The sequence below is a fragment of the Actinoplanes sp. NPDC023936 genome (assembly GCF_040639325.1).
In the GTDB taxonomy this organism is placed as follows: Bacteria; Actinomycetota; Actinomycetes; order Mycobacteriales; family Micromonosporaceae; genus Actinoplanes.
This window is the reverse complement of sequence record NZ_JBEZZR010000003.1, coordinates 376884-400463: the sequence shown is the minus strand read 5'-3', so window position 1 is coordinate 400463 and position 23580 is coordinate 376884. Positions and strand designations below refer to the sequence as shown.

The 23580-nt window shown below is 71.7% G+C and carries 21 protein-coding genes; 12 read left to right on the top strand and 9 right to left on the bottom strand.

Translation table 11 applies throughout. From position 1 onward, the window contains the following. Nucleotides 1-547: 547 nt before the first annotated feature. Nucleotides 548-3931, bottom strand: coding sequence for a bifunctional proline dehydrogenase/L-glutamate gamma-semialdehyde dehydrogenase (locus tag AB0F72_RS06290; RefSeq protein ID WP_360426014.1), 3384 nt, complete (start codon nt 3929-3931; stop codon nt 548-550). Nucleotides 3932-4035: 104 nt separating this feature from the next. On the opposite strand from AB0F72_RS06290, the gene AB0F72_RS06285 reads away from it, so the two are divergent. After that, a complete protein-coding gene (locus tag AB0F72_RS06285; RefSeq protein WP_360426011.1) occupies nt 4036-4932 on the top strand; it encodes a LysR substrate-binding domain-containing protein in 897 nt (298 codons plus the stop codon). A 1283-nt stretch (nt 4933-6215) separates the two neighbouring features. Here AB0F72_RS06285 and AB0F72_RS06280 read toward each other — a convergent pair. Both AB0F72_RS06280 and AB0F72_RS06275 read right to left on the bottom strand, forming a co-directional pair. After that, nucleotides 6216-7529: a prolyl oligopeptidase family serine peptidase gene (locus AB0F72_RS06280; RefSeq protein ID WP_360426008.1), complete on the bottom strand. Its 1314-nt coding sequence runs from the start codon at nt 7527-7529 to the stop codon at nt 6216-6218. A gap of 33 nt (nt 7530-7562) precedes the next feature. Beyond that, a complete protein-coding gene (locus AB0F72_RS06275; protein ID WP_360426005.1) occupies nt 7563-8222 on the bottom strand; it encodes an NUDIX domain-containing protein in 660 nt (219 codons plus the stop codon). Between the two features lie 101 nt (nt 8223-8323). Between AB0F72_RS06275 and AB0F72_RS06270 the strand changes: the two genes are divergently transcribed. Beyond that, nucleotides 8324-9079 (top strand): DeoR/GlpR family DNA-binding transcription regulator, encoded by a 756-nt coding sequence (locus AB0F72_RS06270; RefSeq protein ID WP_360426002.1) that lies wholly within the window; start codon nt 8324-8326, stop codon nt 9077-9079. A gap of 460 nt (nt 9080-9539) precedes the next feature. Here AB0F72_RS06270 and AB0F72_RS06265 read toward each other — a convergent pair whose 3' ends face one another. Then, entirely contained in the window at nt 9540-10910 is a 1371-nt protein-coding gene (locus tag AB0F72_RS06265; RefSeq protein ID WP_360425999.1) for a pyridoxal-dependent decarboxylase, read from the bottom strand. 237 nt (nt 10911-11147) lie between these two features. Between AB0F72_RS06265 and AB0F72_RS06260 the strand changes: the two genes are divergently transcribed. Next, on the top strand, nt 11148-13019 hold the full coding sequence (locus AB0F72_RS06260; RefSeq protein ID WP_360425995.1) for a phosphatase PAP2 family protein: 1872 nt from the start codon (nt 11148-11150) through the stop codon (nt 13017-13019). 456 nt (nt 13020-13475) lie between these two features. Here the strand turns inward: AB0F72_RS06260 and AB0F72_RS06255 are convergent, their stop codons facing one another. After that, nucleotides 13476-14180 (bottom strand): GAF and ANTAR domain-containing protein, encoded by a 705-nt coding sequence (locus AB0F72_RS06255; protein ID WP_360425992.1) that lies wholly within the window; start codon nt 14178-14180, stop codon nt 13476-13478. 235 nt (nt 14181-14415) lie between these two features. Between AB0F72_RS06255 and AB0F72_RS06250 the strand changes: the two genes are divergently transcribed. Beyond that, nucleotides 14416-15147 carry a GAF and ANTAR domain-containing protein gene (locus tag AB0F72_RS06250; RefSeq protein ID WP_360425989.1) on the top strand — a complete coding sequence of 244 codons (732 nt, stop codon included), beginning with the start codon at nt 14416-14418 and terminating at the stop codon, nt 15145-15147. A gap of 30 nt (nt 15148-15177) precedes the next feature. Here AB0F72_RS06250 and AB0F72_RS06245 read toward each other — a convergent pair whose 3' ends face one another. Next, complete coding sequence (locus AB0F72_RS06245) at nt 15178-15567, bottom strand: hypothetical protein (RefSeq protein WP_360425986.1); 390 nt, start codon at nt 15565-15567, stop codon at nt 15178-15180. 112 nt (nt 15568-15679) lie between these two features. Between AB0F72_RS06245 and AB0F72_RS06240 the strand changes: the two genes are divergently transcribed. The 8 genes from AB0F72_RS06240 to AB0F72_RS06205 all read left to right on the top strand — a co-directional run bounded on the left by AB0F72_RS06240 (nt 15680) and on the right by AB0F72_RS06205 (nt 21449). After that, nucleotides 15680-16345: a dienelactone hydrolase family protein gene (locus AB0F72_RS06240; protein WP_360425983.1), complete on the top strand. Its 666-nt coding sequence runs from the start codon at nt 15680-15682 to the stop codon at nt 16343-16345. Next, nucleotides 16342-16977 carry a phosphoribosyltransferase family protein gene (locus tag AB0F72_RS06235; protein ID WP_360425980.1) on the top strand — a complete coding sequence of 212 codons (636 nt, stop codon included), beginning with the start codon at nt 16342-16344 and terminating at the stop codon, nt 16975-16977. Before AB0F72_RS06240 ends, AB0F72_RS06235 begins: the two co-directional genes overlap by 4 nt. Before the next feature lie 63 nt (nt 16978-17040). Further along, nucleotides 17041-17751, top strand: a complete 711-nt coding sequence (locus AB0F72_RS06230; protein ID WP_360425977.1) for an ABC transporter ATP-binding protein — start codon at nt 17041-17043, stop codon at nt 17749-17751. A gap of 58 nt (nt 17752-17809) precedes the next feature. Continuing rightward, nucleotides 17810-18538 carry an ABC transporter permease gene (locus tag AB0F72_RS06225; RefSeq protein ID WP_360425974.1) on the top strand — a complete coding sequence of 243 codons (729 nt, stop codon included), beginning with the start codon at nt 17810-17812 and terminating at the stop codon, nt 18536-18538. Between the two features lie 10 nt (nt 18539-18548). Beyond that, complete coding sequence (locus AB0F72_RS06220; RefSeq protein WP_360425971.1) at nt 18549-19160, top strand: TetR/AcrR family transcriptional regulator; 612 nt, start codon at nt 18549-18551, stop codon at nt 19158-19160. 19 nt (nt 19161-19179) lie between these two features. Further along, on the top strand, nt 19180-19557 hold the full coding sequence (locus AB0F72_RS06215) for a hypothetical protein (RefSeq protein WP_360425968.1): 378 nt from the start codon (nt 19180-19182) through the stop codon (nt 19555-19557). A 79-nt stretch (nt 19558-19636) separates the two neighbouring features. Next, nucleotides 19637-20311: a DUF6766 family protein gene (locus tag AB0F72_RS06210; protein ID WP_360425965.1), complete on the top strand. Its 675-nt coding sequence runs from the start codon at nt 19637-19639 to the stop codon at nt 20309-20311. Nucleotides 20312-20399: 88 nt separating this feature from the next. Beyond that, entirely contained in the window at nt 20400-21449 is a 1050-nt protein-coding gene (locus tag AB0F72_RS06205) for an LCP family protein (RefSeq protein WP_360425962.1), read from the top strand. Between the two features lie 7 nt (nt 21450-21456). Here AB0F72_RS06205 and AB0F72_RS06200 read toward each other — a convergent pair whose 3' ends face one another. From AB0F72_RS06200 to AB0F72_RS06190, 3 genes are all read right to left on the bottom strand, one after another. After that, complete coding sequence (locus AB0F72_RS06200; protein WP_360425959.1) at nt 21457-22563, bottom strand: methyl-accepting chemotaxis protein; 1107 nt, start codon at nt 22561-22563, stop codon at nt 21457-21459. Between the two features lie 155 nt (nt 22564-22718). Further along, nucleotides 22719-23204: an SRPBCC domain-containing protein gene (locus AB0F72_RS06195; RefSeq protein ID WP_360425956.1), complete on the bottom strand. Its 486-nt coding sequence runs from the start codon at nt 23202-23204 to the stop codon at nt 22719-22721. A 13-nt stretch (nt 23205-23217) separates the two neighbouring features. Beyond that, on the bottom strand, nt 23218-23550 hold the full coding sequence (locus tag AB0F72_RS06190; protein ID WP_360425953.1) for a winged helix-turn-helix domain-containing protein: 333 nt from the start codon (nt 23548-23550) through the stop codon (nt 23218-23220). Nucleotides 23551-23580: the final 30 nt, after the last annotated feature.

Sequence of the window (23580 nt, the reverse complement as noted above, 5' to 3'; positions counted from 1 at the left end):
CTGCTCCCAGAACCGCACCTGCACCCCACGAGGCACCATCTTCCCCATCAAAACCCCTGATCAATCGAGTGTTGCAACCACTGATTGACTCCAAGGCTTGGGTAGCCGCTCTCGCCTACGGCTGGCGTTGCCGGGCCGTAGCTCCTACTAACTACGACGTGAGGCCGCGCCGCCCGGTTGTCGATCGTGGAGTGGTGCGGGCGGGCTGGCGCGCAGTGCTCTTGAAACAGGCGTCTGGCAGCACTGGTGACCAGCTAGTCGTGCTCGGCTGGCGGTCAGTGTTCTCGCCGCCCCTGCGGGACAGCACCGAGTGCCAGCCGGACCACGCCCTTCCACGATCCACACCAGCCGAGCACAGCACTCACGACCAGCTGGACCAGCTGGACCGGCTGGATGGACCGGCTGGACCGGCTGGACCAGCTGGTCGTCAGCGCTCCCGGACGCGGCATCGTCCCCGGGGGCGCGTCATCGCCGTTGCGGGACCCCAGCCGAAACCAGTGCCAACCCGCCCGGTCTTAGCCCACCGGGTCAGCGCTCACCACGACCGTCACAAAACCTCGGCCGCCAGCGCGAGCGGGTTGCCGAAGCGGTGTGCCGTGATGCTGACCGCCTGCTCGTGCAGGAACGGCAGCAGCTCCACCTGACCGGATTCGGTCACCGGGCCGGACCAGATCGCCAGGTCGGGGCGTCCGCCGGTGGCGGCCATCAGGGCGCTGCCGGCGGCCGGGGAGCCGCTGATCAGGCGGACCCGGCCGGCGCCGAGACCTGCGGCGAACGTGCCGTCGTCCTCCACCACCGCGTCCGGGAAGCGGGCGGCCAGTTCGGCCGGCAGCGGCTGGGCCGTCGAGATCCGCAGCCAGGACGTGCCGGGGGAGCCGGCGAGCGAACCGGCGAGGGTGCCGGCGGCCAGGACCCGTACCAGGTCGGTGAGGGAACCGTCGGCGGCGAGCCGGACGGTGACCGGGGTGGGCAGATAGCGGAGCACGTTGCGCTCGGCCTCCAGCGCGGAGACGTCGCTCGCCGCGAGCGGGAACGCGGCGTCGCTGCGGGCGGCGCGTTCCACCCGGGCGGCATCGGGCTCCGGCAGGAAGGCCGACGCGGCGGAGAGCAGCGTGCGCACCCCCAGGTCGGTGATCGGGGCGGTGGCGGCCGACGGGCGGGACTCCCAGCCGGTGAGGCCGGTCAGGTAGTTCGGGCCGCCGGCCTTGGTGCCGGGGCCGACCGCCGAGCGCTTCCAGCCGCCGAACGGCTGGCGGCGGACGATCGCGCCGGTGATGCCGCGGTTCACGTACAGGTTGCCGGCCTGCACCCGGTCCAGCCAGGTGCGGATCTCGTCGCCGTCGAGCGAGTGCAGGCCCGACGTGAGGCCGAAGTCCACCTCGTTGACCAGGTCGATCGCCTCGTCCAGGGTGTCCGCGGTCATGATGCCGAGGATCGGTCCGAAGTACTCGGTGCGGTGGTAGGCCGACCCGCGCCGCACGCCGTCGCGGACGCCCGGGCTCCACAGCTTGCCCGAGTCGTCGAGCGCGCGGGGCTCGAGCAGCCACTTCTCGCCCTGACCGAGCGTGGTCAGCCCGTCCAGCAGCTTGCCGGCGGCCGGCTCGACCAGCGGGCCGACCTGGCTGCGCGGGTCGGCCGGGTAGCCGACGTCGAGCGAGGACACCGCGTCGAGCAGCTGCGTCCGGAACCGATCGGAGTGGGCGACGCTGCCGACGAGGATCACCAGCGAGGCGGCCGAGCACTTCTGGCCGGCGTGACCGAACGCGGACGACACCACGTCCTTGACGGCCAGGTCCAGGTCGGCGCTGGGCGTCACGATGATGGCGTTCTTGCCGCTGGTCTCGGCGAGCAGCGGCAGGTCCGTGCGGAACGACCGGAACAGCTCGGCGGTCTCGTACGCGCCGGTGAGGACGACCCGGTCCACGAGCGGGTGCGCGATCAGCTCACGGCCCAGCTCGTTCTCCTCGACCTGGAGCAGGGTGACCAGGTCGGGGTCGGCGCCGGCCGCGCCGAGGGCGTCGCGGATGACGCCGGCGAGCACGGTGCCGCAGCGTTCCGCCGGTCCGGCCGGCTTGAGCACCACCGACGAGCCGGCGGCCAGGGCGGCGAGCACCGAACCGGCCGGGATCGCGACCGGGAAGTTCCACGGCGGCGTGACCAGGGTGAGCCGGGCCGGCACCGGGCGGGCGCCGTCGGTCCCGGCCAGCCCGGCGGCGAGCTCGGCGTAGTAGTGCGCGAAGTCGACGGCCTCGGAGATCTCCGGGTCGGCCTGGTCGGCGGTCTTGCCGGCCTCGGCGGCCATCACCTCGAGGAACATGTCGCGGTGGGCTTCCAGTGCTTCGCCGATCCGGTGCAGCACGGTCCGGCGGTCGGCGCCGCCCCAGGACGCGGCGGCGGCCTTCTCCATGGCGGCGTCCAGCTCGTGCTGCGAGTGGATCTTCACGAGGGAGAGGCCGAGCTGCGAGTCGGCCGAGCGGGCCAGGATCTCGCGGAACCGGGAGCGGTTGACGGCCACGGCCGGGTCGGTGTCCGGGGTGTTGACGAACCGGCCCGGCTCGGAGCGGGGGACCGCGGCGTAGCGGTCGGCGACCCGGTTCGGCTGCGGCGCCGCGGAGTCCAGGTCGGCGAGGGACGCGAGGAACCGCTGCTCCTCACGGGCGAAGAGCTCGGCCGAGGAGTGCAGCTCGAAGACCGCGGACATGAAGTTGTCCGAGCTGGCGCCCTCCTCGAGACGACGAATGAGGTAGGCGATCGCCACGTCGAACTGCTCCGGCCGTACCACCGGGGTGTAGAGCAACAACCCGCCCACCTCGCGCCGGACCGCCTCGGCCTGGCCCTCGGCCATGCCGAGCAGCATCTCGAACTCGATGCCGGCGCGGACGCCGCGCTTGCCGGCCAGAACCCAGGCGTACGCGACGTCGAAGAGGTTGTGACCCGCCACGCCGAGCCGGACGTTGCCGATCCGGTCCGGGTGCAGCGCGTAGTCGAGGACCCGCTTGTAGTTGGTGTCGGTGGCCTGCTTGCTGTCGCAGGTCGCGACCGGCCAGCCGTGCAGTTCCGCCTCGACCCGTTCCATCGGCAGGTTCGCGCCCTTGACCAGGCGCACCTTGATCCCGGCGCCGCCACGCTCGCGGCGGGCGGCGGACCAGGTCTGCAGCCGCATCATCGCGTCCAGCGCGTCCGGCAGGTACGCCTGCAGCACGATGCCGGCTTCCAGCTTGAGCAGCTCGGGCCGGTCGAGGAGCTGGGTGAAGACCGCGATCGTGAGATCGAGGTCCTTGTACTCCTCCATGTCCAGGTTCACGAACTTGCCGGTCTCGGCGGCGAGCGTGAAGAGCGGGGTCAGCTCGTCCACGATGTCCGCGACGGACTCCTCGAAGGCCCACGGGTTGTGCGGGGCGACGGTCGACGACACCTTGATCGACACGTAGTCGACGTCCGGGCGGGCGAGCAGGCGCTCGGTGCTCTTCAGGCGCTGCGCGGCCTCGCCGCGGCCGAGGACGGCCTCACCGAGCAGGTTGACGTTGAGCCGGACGTTGCGCTTCTTGATCCGGGCGATGGCCTTGCCGAGGCGGGCGTCGGTCGCGTCGACGATCAGGTGGCCGACCATGTGACGCAGGGCGCGGCGGGCGATCGGGACGACCACGCCGGGCATCAGCGGCGCGAAGAAGCCACCGGCGCGGACGGCGGCCCGCAGGTGCAGCGGAAGGAACGCCGGGATGTCGGCCGACAGCGAACGCAGCGCGCGGGCGCTGACCCGGGTGTCCTCCGGGCGGATCACACCATCGACGAAGCCGACAGTGAACGCGAGCCCTTTCGGGTCGCGCAGCACTCCGGCGAGCTGCTTCGCGGATCCGCCGACGGGAACGTCCGCCGCCTCGCGCAGCCAGCGCCGTACCAGGGCGATCGTCTCTTCGGCGATCTCAGACATCGGGAAGCTCCTTCCGGTTTCGGCAACAGTGTGGGCCGGGGGATCCGGTTAGGAAAAGCGACGCTTTGTGAGCGGTACTCTTAAGTTCAGCTAATCTGTGGACCGTGCTCGAGATCCGACGACTGATCCTGCTCCGCGAGCTCGCCGTCCGCGGCACGATCGCGGCGGTCGCCGAGGCGCTCAACTTCACCCCGTCCGCGGTGTCCCAGCAGCTCAGCCTCCTGGAGAAGGAGACCGGCACCCAGCTGCTGCGCAAGGCCGGCCGCGGGGTTCGGCTCACCCCGCAGGCCGAGGTCCTGGTCGCGTCGGTCGGCGAGATCCTGGACACCCTGGAGCGTGCCGAGGCCGGGCTGCAGGCCGCCGCCACCCGGGTCACCGGGCGGGTCCGGGTCGCGGTCTTCCAGTCGGCGGCGCTCGCGTTCATGCCGGCCACGCTGCGCGCCATGGCGGCGCGGTTCCCGGACGTCCGGGTCGAGATGGTCCAGCGTGAACCCGAGGAGGCGCTGCGCGAGACCTGGGCGCGCGACTTCGACATGGTCATCGCTGAGCAATACCCGGCACACGCCGCTCCGCACCATCCCGGGCTGGATCGGCGTGATCTGACCACCGACGCGATCCGGCTGGCGCTGCCCGCGGAGGACGTCTCCCTGCGCCCGGTCGGCTCGCTGGCGGCGGCCCGCCACATGCCGTGGGTGATGGAGCCGCGCGGCGCCGCGTCCCGGCACTACGCCGAGCAGGTGTGCCGGCGGGCCGGGTTCGAGCCGGACGTCCGCTACGAGACGGCCGACCTGCAGGCGCACATGCGGCTGGTCGAGTCGGGCAACGCGGTGGCGCTCATCCCGGACCTGGTGTGGGCCGGGCGCCCCACCTCGTGCCGGCTCCTGGAGCTCGATGAGCGCCCCCGGCGCACGATCTTCACGGCCCAGCGTCTGGCCGGCGCGGCGTCGCCGGCGGCACGGGCGTTCCGCGAGATCCTGGGCGAGTCAGTGTCAACAGAATGACCCTTTCCGGGTACGCGCCAACCAGTCCCCAGCCGCACCCAAACCAGTCCCACCCACGCCACCCCTGACGCCCCTTCCGCCGGCGCCCGAAGCCGCCGGCCCCGGCGCCCCCGCAAGCTCACCCCTCCGTCCCGCCCCCGCAAGCTCACCCCTCTGTGCCGCGCCCGCAAGCTCACCCCTCCGTCCAGTCCCCGCGTTGGCGAGGGTCGACCGGTCCGCCCCGCGCGCCGGGTCCGTCCGGTCGTCAGATCGCCAGGTCGCCTCATCCCTTGTCGCCCGCAGTTTCGCCCGCCGGGTGCACGGTTCGCCGCGTCTGCGTCCGGACGGCTCATCGAGCCCACCCCCCGTCACGATGGGTGACTGTCCACGGGGAGCACTACGGGGTGTGCGGCATTCTGCGGGGCCTCCCACGTCCGCGGCTTTCCGAAAAGCGCCGGCTTTACCCCGGATGCCGGCACGCCAGGTGACGATCCGAGGGTGGCCGGTCCGCCGATCCCGGGCACACCGAGCAGCGGGCGGCTGCGAGGGGCGGGCAGCTGCGAGGGACAGCCGCATCACCCGGACCCGCCGCTCACCAGCGCCGACTCCAAGATCCACTTAAGCCGGGTGACATTGCGCCCCACCCGGCCGTAGCCGAGCACGGTGATCAAGCCGGCTTAGCCTCAGCTACGGCTCAAGCGCGCCATGCCGCCCAGCTCAAGTTGACCTTGAGTTCGGCCTGGCGCACGACGGGCCGGTGTATCGCTGCCACTCGCCAATCGGCGGGACCCCGGTTGGCGGGTTCGACATCGCCATCGATGCCGCTCTCAGCTACGGCTCGCTGACCCGAACTCCACACGCTCGCGCGCCAATTCGGCTGCGTGTGGAATCGAGGTGCGGATCGGACCCGAACTTCACACGCTCGCGCGCCAGCTCGGTTGCGTGTGGAGTCGAGGTGCGGATCGGACCGGAACTTCACACGCTCGCGCGTCAGCTCGGTTGCGTGTGGAGTCGAGGTGCGGATCGGACCCGAACTTCACACGCTCGCGCGCCAGCTCGGTTGCGTGTGGAATCGAGGTGCGGATCGCACCCGAACTTCACACGCTCGCGCGCCAGCTCGGTTGCGTGTGGAATCGAGGTGCGGATCGCACCCGAACTTCACACGCTCGCGCGCCAGCTCGGCTGCGTGTGGAAGCGAGGTGCGGATCGCACCCGAACTCCACACGCTCGCGCGCCAGCTCGGCTGCGTGTGGAGTCGAGGTGCGGACCGCACCGGAACTCCACACGCGATGACCGCGAGACCGCTAGGCGGGGCAGGGGGAGTAGTTACCCCGTACCCCAATGGTGAACCGACAACCGAACGTCGCCTCCGCCACCTTGCGCCGGTCCAGGATCGCGTCGCCCGCGGGGCGGCGGCCGGTCTCCACCCAGCGCACCAGATCGTCGAAGCCCTGCTTCAGTTCCGGCTGGGTGAAGCCGCAGTGCGTGATGTCCCGGATGGCCCGCGAGACGAAGTTGCGGCCGCCGGACTCGCGGGCGTAGTACTGCTCCATCGAGAACGGGACGAACAGGTCGCCGATCCCGTGCAGCGACAGGACCGGGACGCGCGGCTTGCCGGCGATCACCGGGACGTCCTCGGTGGTGGTCCGGCGCACCCGCAGGACCTCGGCGTTGAGCCGCCACTCCGCCGGGCTGAGCCGGCGGGCGTCGGTCGACCGGTAGAGGGTGCGCTTGTTGTCGACGCTGCCGGCGGTCAGGCTCGGGTAGAAGCTGAACAGGAACGGCGCCCCGCCCTGCGACGCGGCGTTCCAGTAGGCGAGCGCCGCGTCGAACCCCGGCCGCTCACCGCCGCTGCGCCGCTCGACCACTCCCGACCAGGTGCGCCCGGCCTCGGTGAGACCTGTTCGCACCCCCAGCGCCGCGACGATCCGACCGAGTTGCTCGCCGAACGCGGCGGTGGCCGGGAAGTCGACGTCCACGTCGGCGAGCGCGGCGGCCGTGACGGTGGTGTCCAGGAAGTAGTCGAAGAGCTCGACGTCGCCGAGCACCCCGCACGTCGGCATCGCTCCGGCGAACGTGCGCGGGTACTTCTCGATCGCGACCGCCGTGACGTGCCCGCCCATCGACGCGCCGGTGATGTAGACCTTCCGCGCCGCGGTGCCGGTGGCCTGCCGGAACACGTCGATGAGCGCGCGGGTGTCGGTCACGCCCTGCGTCACGTCGTAGCCGTTCGTCGCGTAACTGGAGGCCGCCCAGGCGAAGCCGCGCTCGATGTAGTGCGCGCGCAGCGCCGGGTTGTCGACGAACACCGTGGTGCCGTTGCCCCGGTAGCCGTGGGCGTAGACCACGAGCCGCCCGTTCCAGTGCTGCGGCTTCTCGATCCGGTAGGCAGCGCCGTCCCGGACGCCGGTCCACACCTGAGCGCCGGGCAGGGCCGTGAACGGCGTCCCGTCCAGCTCGCAGTCCGGGTCGGCGACCAGGTATCCGGGCTGCCCCGGCGTGGGTGGGTCGCACGGCGGGGCCGCCGCCTGCGCGGGTGCGGCGGTGTTGGGCGCCGCCGCGTGCGCGGGTGCGGCGGGGACGAGCAGTGCGAGGGCGAGCAGGACACGACCGATCATGGCGTTACCTCCCGGTAACATCCAATGGTCGACTCACGTCGATGTCAAGAGCCCGCGCAGCGCCGCCCACTGCACCAACATGATCGTCTTGGCGTCCGCGATCTCCCCGGTCGCGATCTGATCGAGGGCCTTGTCGAACGGCAGCTCCACCACCTCGATGTCCTCACCGTCCTCGGCCAGCCCGCCGCCGGCGCCGACCCGCGACGCCGCGCTGTACGGCGCCGCGAAACAGTGCACCCGCTCGGTCACCGACCCCGGGCTCATCCACACCGCGAACACCGGCTCCAGCTCACCGACCTCGACGCCGAGCTCCTCGCTCGCCTCCCGCCGGATCGCCGCGGCCGGGTCGTCGCCGTCGAGCAGGCCGGCCGCCGCCTCGACGAACATGCCGTCCGGGTGGCCGTTCACGTAGACCGGGTAGCGGAACTGCCGGGTCAGCAGCACGGTCCGCCGCTGCGGGTCGTAGAGCAGCACGCACGCGCCGTCGCCCCGGTCGTACGTCTCCCGCTGCTCCCGGCTCCACGTTCCGTCCCGGCGGCGGTAGTCGTACGTGGTCCGGCGCAGCACGTGCCACGCCGTGGCAAGCAGCTCGACGTCGCGGACCACCACGTCCGGGTTGCCGGTCAGGTCCCGTCCGGCCCGGTCGAGCCTGGTGCGGCCACGGGCGTCAGGGGTGTCGATCTCGGCGGTCATGCCGGGATCTCGGGGAGCTCGTAGGAGACAGTTGGCTTCGTCACGCGGAGAAACGTACAGTCAAAACGCGCAACAGTCGACAACAATGAGGAGAAACACGGATGCTGGCGGCGGAACGACGCGACTACCTGCTGGCCCGGCTGCAGGCCGACGGCAAACTCGTGGCGAAAGACGCGGCCGCCGAGCTGGGCATCGCCGAGGACAGCATCCGGCGCGACCTGCGCGAGATGGCGGCGGCGGGTCTCTGCCAGCGGGTCTACGGCGGCGCGCTGCCGATCTCGCCGGCTGCCGCCGACTACGCGACCAGGACCACCGTCGCCGCGTCCAGCAAGGAACGGGTCGCCCGGGCCGCCGTCACGCTGATCCGCCCCGGCGCCACGGTCCTGCTCGACGGCGGCACGACAGCGCTCGCCGTCACCGCCGCGCTGCCCCGCGACCTGACGGCCACCATCGTCACGCACAGCCCGACGGTGGCCGCCGCGCTGGTCAGCCACCCCTCCGTGGAGGTCTACGTCCTCGGCGGCCGCCTCTTCAAACACTCCGCCGTCACCTCCGGCGCGGCGACCGCCGAGGCCGCCCGGCGGATCACCGCGGACCTCTTCCTGCTCGGCGTCACCGGCGTCCACCACGAGGCCGGCCTGACCACCGGCGACGCCGACGAGGCCGCCATGAAACGCACCCTCGCCTCCCGCGCCGCCGACACGTTCGTCCTGGCGAGCAGCGAGAAGATCGGCGCCGCGTCCCCGTTCGAGGTGCTACCGGCATCCGACGTCAGCGGCATCATCACCGACGCCGACCCCAGCCACCCGGTCCTGATCGAGTTGAGCCGAACGACAACCCCCATCCGGTACGCATGAACGCCGCCCCCAACCGCACCAGCCCCGTCCCCGAGAGTCCACGCGACCCAGGCGCGGCGCACGGCCGCCCGGCGCCTTTCGCGACGCTGCCCACGCACGGCCCCCGCGACCCGGTCCCGAGCCGTAGCCCACGCGGGTAGTCACAGCGTCTGACATGCCTGCGCTACGGCCGCGCAGCGCGAGCCGTAGCGCAGCCAGGTGTCGGGGTCGTTTTTGCTGCGCTGGCTACGGCTGGGTGGCGCGAGCCGTAGCGGGGGCAGGTGTCCGGGCCGTTTTTCCTGCGCTGGCTACGGCTCGGTGGGGCGAGCCGTAGTCCACGCACGTTAGGGCGGCGTGTGACATGTGTGGGCTACGGCCGGGCGGTGCGGGGGCGGTGCGAGCCGTAGCCAGGGACGGCTACCCCTGCTTGATCACAGGGCTGAGCTACGGCTGGGCGGCACGCACGGGCGCGCTGCGTGCTTCACGTGAGGTGCTTGCGGAGGACCTCGACGACCCGGTCCACGTCGGCGTCCGTGGTTCGCCAGTTGCTGAACGCCGCCCGCAACGCCGGCACCCCCCGATAGACAGTCGGGGTCAGGAACGCCTCACCCGAGTCCGCGATCGCCTGCACGGCACGGGACACGTCCCCCGGGAAGGTGAAGCAGACGACGTTCAACCGTACCGGGGCAAGGAGCCGGACCCCCGGCAGAGCCGCCAGCCGCGCGCCCAGCCGGTGTGCCGCGGAGATGTCGCGCTGGACGATCTCCCGGTGACCGGCGGTGCCGTACGCGATGAGGGCGAACCAGGCAGCGAGGGCGCGCAGGCGCCGCGAGTTCTCCGGGGTGAGGTGCACGTGGTCCGGGCGCGGGCCGGGCTCGCCGAGGTAGGACGCCGCGTTCTGGAAGACCCGGACCTGCAGGTCGCGGCGGCGGGTGAACTGTACCGCCGAGTCGTACGGCACGTTGAGCCACTTGTGCAGGTCGATGCCGACCGAGTCGGACGAGCCCAGGCCGTCGACCAGGTGCGCGTGGTCCGGTGACAGGGCCGCGAACGCGCCGAACGCGGCATCGGTGTGCAGCCAGAACGGGTGTGTCGCCCGGAGCGCGGCGATCGCCCGCAGGTCGTCGAAGTCCACGGTGTTGACCGTCCCGGCGTTGGCCACCACGATCGCCGGCCGCCCGCCGAGGTCACGCAACGCGTCGGAGAGCGCCGCCACGTCGACCGCCTCCCGGCCGGGCAGCGCCGGCACCAGCCGCAGCGCGTCGCGGCCGATGCCGAGCATGGCCAGCGCTTTCACGATGCTGGAGTGCGGCGTGCCGGAGAGGACCGTCACCTCGCCGAGCGCGCCCACGCCCTGCTGCGCGACGCTCACCCCGAGCTGCTCGCCGAGCCATTCCCGGGCGATCGCGAGGCCGACGAAGTTCGACATGGTGGCGCCGGAGACGAACGCGCCGGAGAAGGCGTCGCCGAGCCCGAACATGTCGCGCAGCCACCCGGCGGTCTCGTCCTCCAGATCGGCGGCGCTCGAGCCGGACCGGTTGGAGCCGTTCTGGTCGAGGGCGCCGGTCAGCCAGTCGCCGGCGAGCGCGGCGGGTGTCGCGCCGCCGGTGACGAAGCCGAGGTAGCGGGGTCCGGCGCTCGCCGAGAACCCGGGCGCCCAGCGCCTGTCGAACAGATCCAGTGCGCCGGCCGCGCCGATCCCTTCCGCCGGGAGGGTGGCCGGGCTCGGTGATTCGGGGGTACGGGCGACCGGCCGCTCCCCGAGTCCGGCGAGAAGGCGTGTCGCGTAGTCGCGGGTCGCCTGCAACAGTTCGGGGAAGGCGGCGAGGTCGCCGGCGAGTAAGGGGTCCACGTCTGTAGACCGTAGGTTCGCCGCCGGTGGCCTGTCGCGGTCCACCTGAGGAGAGCTGGCCCGCGGAACCGCCGGCCCGGACCCCGGACACGGATCGACGTCCGTCGAGTTACGGAACCGAGCCGATCAGCCGTTTTCTCCGTTGTTCACGTTCACAACACGGGGAGTTGGGATGATCTTCGCCGGGCACCCGAAAGCTGAGCGCGATCTTGCCCGTACGCCCTCGGAGCCACCCACATGAACCTCAGCCGCCGCACTCTGCTGCGCGCCTCGGCCGCCGGAACCGCCGGTCTGATCGCCGGACCGCACCTGCTCTCCTCCGCCGGCGTCGCGGCTGAGAAAGCCCTCCCCGCGTTCGTCGACAGCTACCGGACGAACATCACGGCGAACCTGACCGCCGAGACCAACGCCGCGGTCCGCATCCTGTCCGGCATGACGCAGGTCTGGTCCACCGGCACGGCCTGGAACACCGGTACGGTGCTCGACGAGGCGTTCCTGCGCGCCAACGTCCGCTACTGCGTGAAGACCACGCACGAGCGCACCGACGCCGAGGCCGCCCGCGCGTTCGTCGTGGACCGCCAGCACCAGAGCTACTCGGTGATCGCCGGACTCGGCCCGCTCGCCGACGTCTACAAGGCCGGCGCGCTCGCCGTCACCAGCATCACCGCGGCGCCTGCCACCACCCCCGCGACCACTGTCAGCGACGCGGTTCCGGCCGGGGCCCCGGCGGGTTCGGCGATCGGCGCCGGCTCCACCAGCTCCGCGCTCGGCAAGGTCGTCACGCTGGTCAACACGCTGCGCGGCAACTACTCCTCCGGCAACCCGGCGAAGTCCGCCTACCAGTACCCGCGCCCGTGGCGGCTGACCGCCGGCAGCCAGGTCGTGCCGACCGGCGAGGTCGACGCGCTCGGCTACCCGGTCTACGACGCGGACACCGTCGTGGTCCCGCAGCTGCTCCGCCAGCGCAGCACCAGCCCGGCCGAGGACGGCGGCTACGTCAGCGGCCACACCAACGCGCTCTACCTCGCGTCGATCGCGCTGGCCTACGCCGTCCCGGAGCGCTTCCAGGAGATGATCACGGCGGCCTACGACCTGGCCGAGACGCGGATCATCGCCGGCATGCACTCCCCGGTCGACGTGATCGGCGGTCGCATCCTCGGCACCGCGCTGGCCGCGGCGATCCTCGGCGACGCGGCCAACGCGACCCTCAAGGCCGAAGCGCGCGCCCAGGCGCTCGCCTATTTCCAGGCCCGGGTGGGTACGGACGTCTACGGCTTCGCTCACTCCGGAGCCGGTTCCGACGGGTACGGCGATCGCGCTCGCAACGCCGCCATCGTCACGCCGAAGCAGACCTACGGGCTGCCCCGCACCCGCAACCGTGCCGCCTTCGTCGTGCCGAAGGGCGCCGAGGTGCTGCTCGAGACGCGTCTGCCGTACCTGGACGCCGCGCAGCGCCGTGAGGTCCTGCGCACCACCGGCCTGGCCGCCGGCAATCCGCTGCTGGACGGCGGCGAGCAGTGGGGCCGGCTCGACCTGTTCACCGCGGCCGACGGGTACGGCGCGTTCGACTCCACGGTCGCGGTCAGCCTGGACGCCGCCGCCGGCGGGTTCGCGGCCGCCGACACCTGGCGCAACGACATCGAGGGCCGCGGCGGCCTGATCAAGCTGGGCACCGGCGCGCTGACCCTGGCCGGCGACAACGAGTACTCCGGCGGCACCACCGTGGCGCAGGGCACCCTGATCGCGGCCGCGAAGAACGCCCTCGGATCGGGCTCCGTCACGGTCACCGGCGGCACGCTGCGCCTGGACACCGAGAAGGTCCACATCGGCGGCGAGCTGAGGCTCAGCGCCGGCACCCTCGCCGCGACGGTCCGCCCGCACGGCGCGCCCCCGCTGACCGTGCACGAGGAGGCCGTGATCGGCGCGCGGACCGTCCTGGAGATCGCCGTCACCGAGCCGAAGAAGTACGACAGCGACAAGGCCGTCCCGGTCCTGAAGGCCCGCAAGATCCGCGGCCGCTTCGCCGGGGTCGTCGTGACCACGCCGGGCTACCACGCCGAACTGGTCCAGCAGAACGACACGGTAGCCGTCCGCCTCCGCAAGTCCTGACCCCCGGCCTCCTGCTCGTCCCCCGCCCCACCCCGGCACCCCGGGAGCCGGCCCCCACCGGCCCCGTCGCCAGCCCGTCCCCCGGGAGCCGGCCACCGCCGAGCCGTAGCCCACGCAGGTAAAGCGCCGCCCCGCGTGCCTGCGTGGACTACGGCTCGCGTGTCCGAGCCGTACTCCATGCAGGTAAAGCGTTCCGGGAAGCTGCGTGGGCTACGGCTCGCGTGTCCGAGCCGTACTCCACGCACCCAAGACGCCCCGGGAAGCTGCGTCGGCTACGGCTGGCGACCCCCACGAGCCGTCGCTGACGCGGCTGGATCGGGGACGCGTAGCGGTGGGATTGATCTCGGCCGGATGGGGGCCCCGCGGCCTCGCGTGGCAGCCAGGTCTCGTCGCGGACGCGGTGGGACGGGTGTGGTGCGGTCGGGGGCGGATCAGCGCGTACCCGATGGGGGAAATCTAGGGGCGGGAAGCTTGTTCCACGAGGGTGGCGGCGACGTCGCGGAGTTTGCGGTTGGCGGTCTGGGAGGCCTTGGCGAGGATGGTGAAGGCCTCGTCGGCGGTGCACCGGCGCTGGCTCATGATGATGCCCTTGGCCTGCTCGATCACGGCTCGGCTCGCCAGCGCCAGCTGCATCTGGCGGGCCAGGGCGGCCGTCGTGTCGTAGAGGCAGGCGTTCGCCAGGCAGACCGCGGCGTAACCGGCGAACGTCTCGGCCAGCAGCAGCGAGTCCGCGCCGAACGCGCGCGCGGTGGTGGCGTAGATGTTGAGCGCGCCGGTCACCGTCTCGTGGATGGGCAGGCCAACCGAGAGGACGCTGTGCACGCCGACCGAGCCGGCGTGGTGCTGCCAGCCGGGCCAGCGGTGTTCGGCGCGGACGTCGTCGACGAGCAGCGTGGTCCGGGCGATGGCGGCGGCGAGGCAGGGGCCGCTGTCGTTCTCGTACTGCCATTTGTCGATCCAGAGGGCGGCGTCGCCGGTGCACGCCACGGTGCGCGGGCCGGGGGAGCGGATCAGCGTCAGGGACACCTCGAACGCGCCCGGCACGGCCCGTTTCGCGAGGGTCGCCACCTGGTCGAGGACGCCCTCGAGGTCGGTGTCGCTCAGCGCGATCCGGCCCAGCTCGTGCAGGGCTGCGGTCGGGTCGGCGCGCTCGGGCGGCATAGCATCGAGTTTCGGTCAGGCGAGTACCCCGGGACGGGAGATTTCCCGGATGAGCGCGGAGATAACCCGTTGGGTATTATCTGGCTCCTGCGGCCCGAGTCGTTCATCGACGAAGGCCTTCCGGCGTCAAGCAGCGGCGCGGGTCCGGGGATCGTGTGGTCCTCCGGGCAGCGACACCGTTACCAACGCGAACCGCTGACGGCGGATCGCGCACCGCTGCGGGGATCCTCTGACGTTGAAGGCGCACGACCCGACCGATTCCGCCACCACCTTCGCGGAGATCGGCCGCATCTTCGCTGAGCTCGGCCGCATCAAGCTGGGTGAGACCGACCTCGATGGTGTCCTGCACCAGGTCGCGGACCTCGCCCGGCGAACCCTGCCCGGCGCCGGCCAGGTGTCGATCACCATGATCCGCGACGGGGACGCGTACACCGCGGCGCACACCGACCGGGCGGTGCTGGTGCTGGACGAGCACCAGTACGCGCGGGCCGCCGGGCCCGGTCTGGACGCCGCGCGGAACCGGACCACCGTCGCGATCCTGGACGCCGCGAACGACGAGCGCTGGGACGGCTGGCCGAGGCTCGCCGCCGAGGCCGGGTTCGGCAGCGTCCTCTCGGCCGGCCTGCCGATCGGCGAGCGCATGAGCGGCGCGCTCACCCTGTACGGCGAGCGCCCGCACGGGTTCGGCGACGACGGCGTGACGCAGACCGGGACATTCGTCCGGTACGCGGCGGTGGCGCTCGCGAACGCCCACCTCTACGACAGCGCCGCGAGCCTGGCGCAGCACATGCAGGCGGCGATGGAGAGCCGGGCCGTGATCGAGCAGGCCAAGGGGATCATCATGGGCGAGCGGCGGTGCTCGGCGGACGAGGCGTTCGCCATGCTCACCCGGGTCTCCCAGGACAGCAACCGCAAGCTGCGCGATGTCGCGGCAGCGCTGGTCGAGCGGACCCAGCGCGCACCCTGACGGGCGGGGCGCCTGGCCTCACGGGGGTGGTCAGGCGCTCACGTCGAGCCGCCCGCCGCCTCCGCCCTGCTGCTCCAGGTGCCGCAGCGCCGGTTCCAGATAGCCGCTGACCGGGTTGCGGCCGCCCGCCTGGTCGTACCGCCGGGACAGGTCCCTGAGGTAGGCGGCGGTCACCTCCTGGCCGGGGGCGAGGCGGCCGGCGGCCCGGTCGGCGGCGATCGCCGCGGCGAGCGAGTTGATCCAGCCGGCGTTCGGCTCGCCGGGCTTGATGCGCTGGCCGGTGGCCTGCAGAATCAGCTGCCGGTCGCGGTCGGTCAGTGCGGCGGCGTCCTCGCGGGCGTGCTGGGTGCGGGCCCGGACCGGCCGGGCGCCGGCCACCGGGGGCGCCGGCTGGCTGCGGTTCAATCGGGGAATGGACATGGCGGCTCCGACTCCCGTGGACGTTCTTCCCTCTCCTGATCGGTGCGCGCGGGGCGTTGCTGAGGCAAACAGATGAGGCGTATCCGCAGCTCGGACGGGTACTCCCGTAGGCATGACCAGTTGGAAGACCCAGGAACGGATCAACACCTGCGGGGTACGGCTGGACGGCGACCTGACTCTCCCGGAACACCCGGCCGGTTTGGTCATCTTCGCCCATGGCAGCGGTAGCTCCCGCCACAGTCCGCGGAACCAGATCGTGGCGGCGGAACTGAACCAGTACGGGTTCGCCACCCTGCTCACGGATCTGCTGACGCCGGAGGAGGAGGTGGCCGACGAGCGTACCGGCCTGCTGCGGTTCGACATCGGCCTGCTCGCCGACCGGGTGATCGGCATCATCGACTGGGCGCGGAACCATCCGCCGACGGCCGCGCTGTCGTTCGGCCTGTTCGGCGCGAGCACGGGCGGGGGAGCGGCCCTGGTGGCGGCGGCGGCCCGGCCCGAGGCGGTACGCGCCGTCGTGTCCCGTGGCGGCCGCCCGGATCTGGCCGGTCCGGCGCTGCTGGAGGTGCGCGCGCCGACGATGCTCATCGTCGGCGAGCGGGACGTGAACGTGGTCGAGCTCAACGAGCAGGCCCGCAACACCATGCGGATCAGCGCCGAGCTGCGGGTGATCGCGGGCGCCACGCACCTGTTCTCCGAGCCGGGCGCGCTGGAGCAGGTCGCCGAGGAGGCGGCCGGCTTCTTCCAGATGCATGTGGCAGTGCCGGTGTCGCCATGATTTTCGCGGATCGCACGGCGGCGGGGATCGCCCTGGCGGATCTCCTTGCCGGAAGAGCGCTGGATCACCCGCTGATCCTCGGCCTTCCGCGCGGCGGCCTTCCGGTCGCCGAGCCGGTGGCGAAACGGTTGAAGGCGGGTCTGGAGATCGTGGTGGCCCGCAAGATCGGAGCGCCGGGTCATCCGGAGTTCGGCGTCGGCGCGATCGCCGAGGACGGCCCGCCGGTCTTCGACCGGGACAACCTGCGGCACGCCGGCGCCACCGAGGCCGACATGGCGCCGACCCTGGCCGCCGAGCGGGTGGAGCTGAAGCGGCGGATCCGCGACTACCGCGGCGACCGGCCGGCGCCGGCGGTGCGCGGCCGGACGGTGGTGCTGATCGACGACGGGCTGGCGACCGGGGTGACGGCCCGGGCCGCGATCTCCTGGCTGCGCGCGCACGGCGCGGACCGGATCATCCTGGCGGTGCCGGTCTGCTCGCCGGCGGCGCGGGACGCGCTGAGCGCGGAGGCGGAGGTGGTCTGCCTGTCCGCGCCGGAACGGTTCGCCGCGGTGGGGCAATGGTACGACGACTTCGCGCAGCTCACCGACGACGATGTGAAGGCGGTGCTGTCGGAATTCATCACCTGTTGAGATCCAGCGTGCCGGAGGTCTACCTTGAAACTCATCAGGTGATGAGTTTCTGGGGAGGCACGCATGATCGAAGTCAGGGGCCTCGTGGTCAGGCGAGGCAGACGCGTCGTGCTCGACGGGTTCGACTGCGAGATACCGCGGGGGAGCGTCACCGGGCTGCTCGGGCCGAGCGGCAGCGGCAAGACGACGCTGATGCGCGCGATCGTCGGTGTGCAGATCGTCGCGGCGGGCACGGTCACGGTGCTGGGTCACCCGGCCGGCTCCGCGCCGTTGCGCCGCAGGATCGGGTACCTGACGCAGGCGCCCAGTGTCTACGCCGATCTGACCGTGCGGGAGAACGTCCGGTATTTCGCGAGTTTATACCGACTAGGCGTTCAGCAGGCTGACGCCGCCGTCGAAGCGGTCGGGCTCGGCAGCCATGCCGGTCAACTCGTGTCCGACCTCTCCGGCGGCCAGCGCAGCCGGGCCTCGCTGGCCTGCGCGATCGTCAGCCGGCCCGAGGTCCTGGTTCTCGACGAGCCCACCGTCGGGCAGGACCCGGTGCTGCGCGACGAGCTCTGGGACCACTTCCGCCGGCTCGCCGCCGACGGCGCCACCGTGCTCGTCTCCAGCCACGTGATGGACGAGGCGAACCGCTGCGACCGGCTGCTGCTGATCCGCCAGGGCGTGCTGATCGCCGACGACACCCCGGCCGCGGTCAAGCGGTCGGCCGGCACCGACGATCTCGACCAGGCGTTCCTGCGCCTGATCCAGAACCAAGAGGTGACGGCATGAGCGACCGAAGGGAGCTCATGATCGTCTGCTTCTTGTTCGAAATTGGAGGTGAAACAGCGTGATTCTTCTCAGCACGATCCGGCGGATCCTCACCCAGCTGCGGCACGACCCGCGCACCATCGCGATGATCATCGTGGTGCCCACGCTGCTGATCACGCTGATCTACTTCATGTACGAGGGACGGCCCGGCGCCTTCGACCGGATCGCCCTGATCATGCTCGGGGTCTTCCCGTTCATCGTGATGTTCCTGATCACCAGCATCGCGATGCTCCGGGAGCGCACCAACGGCACCCTGGAACGGCTCTTCACCACGCCGGTCGGCAGATTGGACCTCCTCTTCGGGTACGGGGTCGCGTTCGGTCTCGCGGCGGCCCTGCAAGCGGCGGTCGCGGCCGGGTTCGCGTACTGGGCGCTCGGCATGACGACCGCCGGAAGCGCCGGCCTGGTCATCCTGATCGCCGTGGCCAACGCCGTGCTCGGCGTCGCCCTCGGGCTGCTGTGCAGCGCGTTCGCCCGGACCGAGTTCCAGGCCGTGCAGTTCATGCCGGTGGTGGCCGCGCCGCAGCTGCTGCTCTGCGGGCTGTTCGTCGCCCGTGACCAGATGGCCGGCTGGCTGCAGGCGATCAGCAACGTGCTGCCGCTGTCCTACTCGGTGGAGGCGCTGACCGAGGTGGGCGCCCACGCGGAGGCGACCGCCACGATGTGGCGTGATCTCATCGTGGTGGTCGGCGCGATCGTGGTGGCGCTGATCCTCGGCGCGGCGACCCTGCGCCGGAGGACCGGATAGGAGGCTGTGCGTGGTGCGACGGACCGGACGCCGTCCCGGAAACCCGGACACCCGTGAGGCGATCCTGGGAGCGGCCCGCACCGCGTTCGCCGAGAAGGGATTCGACGGAGCGTCGATCCGGGGGATAGCCACCGGCGCCGGGGTCGACCCGGCGCTGGTGCACCACTACTTCGGCACCAAGGACAAGCTCTTCCTGGCGGCGATGAACTCGCCGATGGACCCGCTCGACGTGATCGCGGAGGCGGCGGCCGGTGACCGGTCCGAGGTGGGCGAGCGGTTCGTCCGGGCCTTCCTGGAGATCTGGGACGGCCCGCGCGGCGCGGCCGGGGTGGCGCTGCTGCGCTCGGTGGTCGGCACCGAGTGGACCACGAAGCTGTTCCGCGAGTTCATCCTCACCCAGATCCTGCGCCGGGCCGTGCCGAAACTGGGCCTCGACGAGGCCGAGGGGCAGTTGCGCGTCACCCTCGCCGCCAGCCAGATGGTCGGGATGGCGATGGCTCGCTATGTGATCAAAGTGGAGCCGCTGGCGTCGGCGCCGCCCGAGGTGGTGGTGGCGGCGATCGGCCCCACCGTGCAGCGGTACCTCACCGGTGCGATGCCCGGAGTGTTTCCGCCCCGCTGAACCCGGGCACCCTGCGGGTGTGCGATTGATCCTTCTGCCGATAGGTCTGCTTCTGCTGGCAGGGTGCGGGTCCGTCGACGACCGGTCCGCCGCGGCGGCCTCGGTGGCGTCGTCCTTCCTCCAGGCGGTCGCGGACCGGGACGGCTCGGCCGCCTGCGGCGTCCTCGCTCCCGCCACGGCGGAGAAGATCGGCGAGGACTGCGCGGAGGGCGTCCTGAGCGAGCCGCTGCCGGCGCCGTCGCCGGTCACCGATTCGCAGGTGTACGGGCAACGCGCGCTCGTCCGGCTCGGGAACGAGACGATCTTCCTGGGCATGTTCCCCGGCGGCTGGCGGGTGGTGGCGGCCGGGTGCACCCCGCAGGGTGACCGTCCCTACGACTGCGTCGTGGAGGGATGATGCGCCTCCAGTTCTGGCTGCTCCTGATCGTGGTGCTCGGCGGGCTGGCGTACTTCGCCACGCTGGGGGTGCTGCACCGATGAGGCGCTTCTTCCGGGAGAACTCGCTCGGCCTCGTCTTCGGGTCGCTCTTCCTGATCGTGCTGGTCGGGCAGGCGTTCGCCGGGCACGCCGACTACAACCAGCAGCAGGTCGCGGCCGGGATGGAGCCGATCTCGCTGAGCCGGTACCTGACCTCGGCCAGCTTCGGCGTCGACGTCGCCGAGAACTGGCAGTCCGAGTACCTCCAGTTCTTCCTCTACATCTTCCTGACGGTCTGGCTCGTGCAGAAGGGCTCCCCGGAGTCCAAGCAGCTCGGCGACGAGGGCCGGGAGTCCGACCGGGATCAGAAAGTCGGCGCGTTCGCCACGGACTCCTCGCCGCGCTGGGCGCGCTACCCGGGCCTGCGCGGGTCGCTCTTCGCGAATTCCCTGGGCCTGGTCATGGGTACGCTCTTCCTGCTCTCCTGGCTGACCCAGTCGATCGCCGGGACGGCAGCCTTCAACGAGGAACAGTTGCGCGACCTGCAGGAACCGGTCACCTGGGCGCAGTACCTGACCGAGCCGGACTTCTGGAACCGGACCCTGCAGAACTGGCAGTCCGAGCTGCTCGCCGTCGCCTCGATGGTGATCCTCTCGATCTACCTGCGGCAGCGCGGGTCACCGGAGTCGAAGCCGGTGGGCAGCTCCGACGACGCGACGGGCGTGGAGGGCTGACGCTCAGGGATTCCGGGCATCGTGCCGATCTTCCTGATGTCCGCTCCGCCCGCCGTCGGAAGGTGCCCCCTTGTCGCGCTGGAGGCGAATGCCCCGCTGGGGGAAGGTTCTGACCGTTCTCTGCGCGCTGCTCGCGCTCGTCGCCGGTCCGGTCGTGGTGACCAGTGGCGTGCTCGCGTACCGGTTCAACGACCTGGTCGCCCGGGACGACGTGCTGGCCGAGGCGGCGGCGCTGCCACCGATCACGGCTCCGCCGGAGTACCAGTCGTGGATCCGTAGGTCCACCACGTCGGCCTCCGTCGACCTGCCGGAGTTCTCCAAGAATGCTCGGAATTTTCTGGTGCTCGGCGTGGACACCCGCAAGGGCTGGACGGCCGCGCAGTCCCGCAGCGACACGATCATGCTGGTGCACGTCGACGGTGACGGGTCGAACGCCTCGGTGGTGTCGATCCCGCGCGACTCGTACGTCTACATCCCGCCGGTCGCCGGACGGTGGGCGGGCGGCAAGACGAAGATCAACTCAGCGTACGCGTGGGGCGGCGCGCCGCTGATGGTGCAGGTGGTCAGCCACCTCACCGGCCTGACCATCGACAACGTGGTCCGGGTCGACTTCGCCGGTGTCCGCCGGATCACCGACGTGGTCGGCGGGGTCGACGTGCGGGTCGCCAAGACCGTCCGGGACAAGCGGACCGGCGTGACGTTCCGGGCCGGGCGGCACCACCTCGACGGCAGGATGGCCGAGGTCTACGTCCGCCAGCGGTACGGCCTGCCGAACGGCGACTTCGACCGGGTCAAGCGGCAGCAGCAGTACCTGCGCGCGCTCGCCGAGAAGGTCACCTCGCTGGGCATCCTGGCCAACCCGCTGAGGATGGACGAGTTCGTCGCGGCGATCGCCGGCTCGCTGGTGGTCGACTCCGGGATGAACCTGGCCGGCATGGTCCGCGACCTCTCCGGCCTGCGGCCGGACGACCTGTCGTTCACCACGCTCCCGTCCGAGGGGTACGTGTCCAGCGCGGCCGGCACCGCCAACCGGCTGGCGCCGGCCGGGTGCGGCGAGTTGTTCGCGGCGCTGCTCACCGACACGATGGACGCCTACTTCGCGAAGAACGGCTCGTTCTCAGGATCGAGTGGCGCCTAGTCCCGCCTCAGGCTCTATTGGCGCCCAGCCTCGCCAGGTAGTCCTCGATGCCGGCGCGCAGGTCGTCCGGCACGTCCAGGAACTCCAGCCCCAGCTCGATGGTCCCGTCGCCCCGCACCATGCGGCGGGCCACCCGCGCCTCGGCGGAGCCCCGGAGGCCGTCGAAGGCGAACTCGGCGCGCATTTCATCACCGACCGTGAGCGGCGACCCGCCCGGCGTCGTGCAGCCCACTCCGTCGGCGCTGAGGTCCACCGCCTGTGCCGTGATCGTCCGTTCCGGTGTGGTGAGGAGGACCTGTCCCCGTACCGGAAGGCGATCGTGCCTGCGCCGCTCCAAGCGTTCCGCGACGTCGGAGAGGTCCCCGATCTGCGCCATCGTGGCGTCCACGCTCTGGTGCAGCTGCGTCACGATGTCGTTCTGCCGGTCCGCGATCCCGCCCAGGTGACGCATCGCGTCCTCGATCTCCCCGACGTCCCGGATGATCGCGCTGAGCGTCTCGCCCATCTGCGCCACGTCCGCCTCCAGGGCCGCGACAGTGCTCGTGATCTGCTCGGTCGAGTCCGCGGTCGTGTCCGCCAGGCCCTTCACCTCGTCGGCGACCACGGCGAACCCGCTACCGGCCGCACCGGCCCGGACCGCCTCGATGGTGGCGTTCAGCGCGAGCAGCCGGGTCTGCGACGCGATCCGGGAGATCACGCTGGCGATCCCGGCGACCTGCCGCAGGCTGGCGTTGAGCGCGGTGGCCGCCTCGTCCGCGCTGTGTGCCCGCTGCACCAGCGCCTCGGCCGCCACATTCGTGATCGTCACCCGCTCCTGGGTGGCGGCCGCCGAGTCCCGCGCCGCCCCGACCTGGAGCACCACGTCCTCCAGCTTCCCGCCGATCACCGCGGCGGTGCTGTCGATCGCCTCCTTCGCCCGCCGGCGCAGCCGCTGGTTGAGCCGCACCTGGTCGACCTGCGCGCTCTGCGCCCGGGCGTCCCGGTCGGCACGCAGCCGTTCCAGCTCGGCGTCGCGCTCGGCGAGAGCCGCGGTCAGCGCGGCGATCCGCTCCTGGGCATCGGCGGGCAAGCCGTCGCCGGCCGACCCGAACCGCCCCAGCAAGCCGCGCGTCATGCCGGACTCGCGGCCGTCGTCGGCATCACGGTCGCCTCCCATCCGGCACGTCGGACGCCCCCGACGCTACCCGCAGCCGGCGTCCCAGGTAGGCGGTTCCCGTCCCTCGCCCCACGAAGCCACCCACGGTGGTCCTCGCGGGGCGGGGCGGGCGGTCAGGCGGTGAGCAGTTTGTCGATCTGGGACTGGGCCTCTCGCATGCCCTCCTCCATGCCCATCTCCGCCATCCGCTCCAGCTGCTCGGCACTCGTGAACGTGGAAACCGTGGTCATCCGCGTCCGTCCACCAGCCGCCTCGATCGTGACGGTCCCGTGCGTGGCGTCCTTGGGATCGACCGGTTCGGAGTTCTCGTCGGCGAACCCGTCGTCGAACTCCAGCCGGTGCGGCGCCTCGATCGCCGTGATCGTCCACCAGCCGCGGGCCTTCGTCCCGTCCGGGCCGGTCATGTAGTAGCGCGCCTGCCCGCCCGGCTCGAACTCGTACCGCTCGAAGGTGGCCGGCCAGGTCGGCGGCCCCCACCAGCGCTCCAGCTTGCGCGGGTCGGCCCAGACCTCCCAGACCTTCTCCACCGTCGCCTCGAACTCGGCGACGAACGTCATGGTGAGTGTGTCCACGTCCTTGGTCGAGCTGATCACCGGCATGGCCGGTCTCCCCTCAGTCGTCGTTGACGATCTCGGCGATCCGGCCGGCGCGGTGCCGCCAGATCGCTTCGTACGCATCAAGCAGGAGCGCCACCCGGCGTAGTGCCGTGACCTCTCCGTGCACGATCTGCTCCCGCCCGCGCCGGGTCTTGCTGACGAGGGCGGCCCGCTCCAGCACCGCGACATGTTTCTGCACCGCGGCGAAACTGATCGGATATTGCCGAGCGAGTTCCGAGACGGACTGTCCGGAACGGATCACCTTGGTGAGGATGTCCCGCCGGGTGGCGTCCGCGAGGGCGTGGAAGACGCGGTCCGCGTCCGCCTCGGCGACAAAACCTACAACCATGTGGTTGTACGTTAGTCGCCGTCATGCTCC

Bases quoted from the DNA above. Each gene is read 5' to 3' on its own strand.
- AB0F72_RS06290 (WP_360426014.1), bottom strand. From the start codon at position 3,931: ATGTCTGAGATCGCCGAAGAGACGATCGCCCTGGTACGGCGCTGGCTG.
- AB0F72_RS06280 (WP_360426008.1), bottom strand. From the start codon at position 7,529: ATGATCGGTCGTGTCCTGCTCGCCCTCGCACTGCTCGTCCCCGCCGCA.
- AB0F72_RS06275 (WP_360426005.1), bottom strand. From the start codon at position 8,222: ATGACCGCCGAGATCGACACCCCTGACGCCCGTGGCCGCACCAGGCTC.
- AB0F72_RS06270 (WP_360426002.1), top strand. From the start codon at position 8,324: ATGCTGGCGGCGGAACGACGCGACTACCTGCTGGCCCGGCTGCAGGCC.
- AB0F72_RS06260 (WP_360425995.1), top strand. From the start codon at position 11,148: ATGAACCTCAGCCGCCGCACTCTGCTGCGCGCCTCGGCCGCCGGAACC.
- AB0F72_RS06255 (WP_360425992.1), bottom strand. From the start codon at position 14,180: ATGCCGCCCGAGCGCGCCGACCCGACCGCAGCCCTGCACGAGCTGGGC.
- AB0F72_RS06245 (WP_360425986.1), bottom strand. From the start codon at position 15,567: ATGTCCATTCCCCGATTGAACCGCAGCCAGCCGGCGCCCCCGGTGGCC.
- AB0F72_RS06240 (WP_360425983.1), top strand. From the start codon at position 15,680: ATGACCAGTTGGAAGACCCAGGAACGGATCAACACCTGCGGGGTACGG.
- AB0F72_RS06235 (WP_360425980.1), top strand. From the start codon at position 16,342: ATGATTTTCGCGGATCGCACGGCGGCGGGGATCGCCCTGGCGGATCTC.
- AB0F72_RS06230 (WP_360425977.1), top strand. From the start codon at position 17,041: ATGATCGAAGTCAGGGGCCTCGTGGTCAGGCGAGGCAGACGCGTCGTG.
- AB0F72_RS06210 (WP_360425965.1), top strand. From the start codon at position 19,637: ATGAGGCGCTTCTTCCGGGAGAACTCGCTCGGCCTCGTCTTCGGGTCG.
- AB0F72_RS06205 (WP_360425962.1), top strand. From the start codon at position 20,400: ATGCCCCGCTGGGGGAAGGTTCTGACCGTTCTCTGCGCGCTGCTCGCG.
- AB0F72_RS06200 (WP_360425959.1), bottom strand. From the start codon at position 22,563: ATGACGCGCGGCTTGCTGGGGCGGTTCGGGTCGGCCGGCGACGGCTTG.
- AB0F72_RS06195 (WP_360425956.1), bottom strand. From the start codon at position 23,204: ATGCCGGTGATCAGCTCGACCAAGGACGTGGACACACTCACCATGACG.
- AB0F72_RS06190 (WP_360425953.1), bottom strand. From the start codon at position 23,550: ATGGTTGTAGGTTTTGTCGCCGAGGCGGACGCGGACCGCGTCTTCCAC.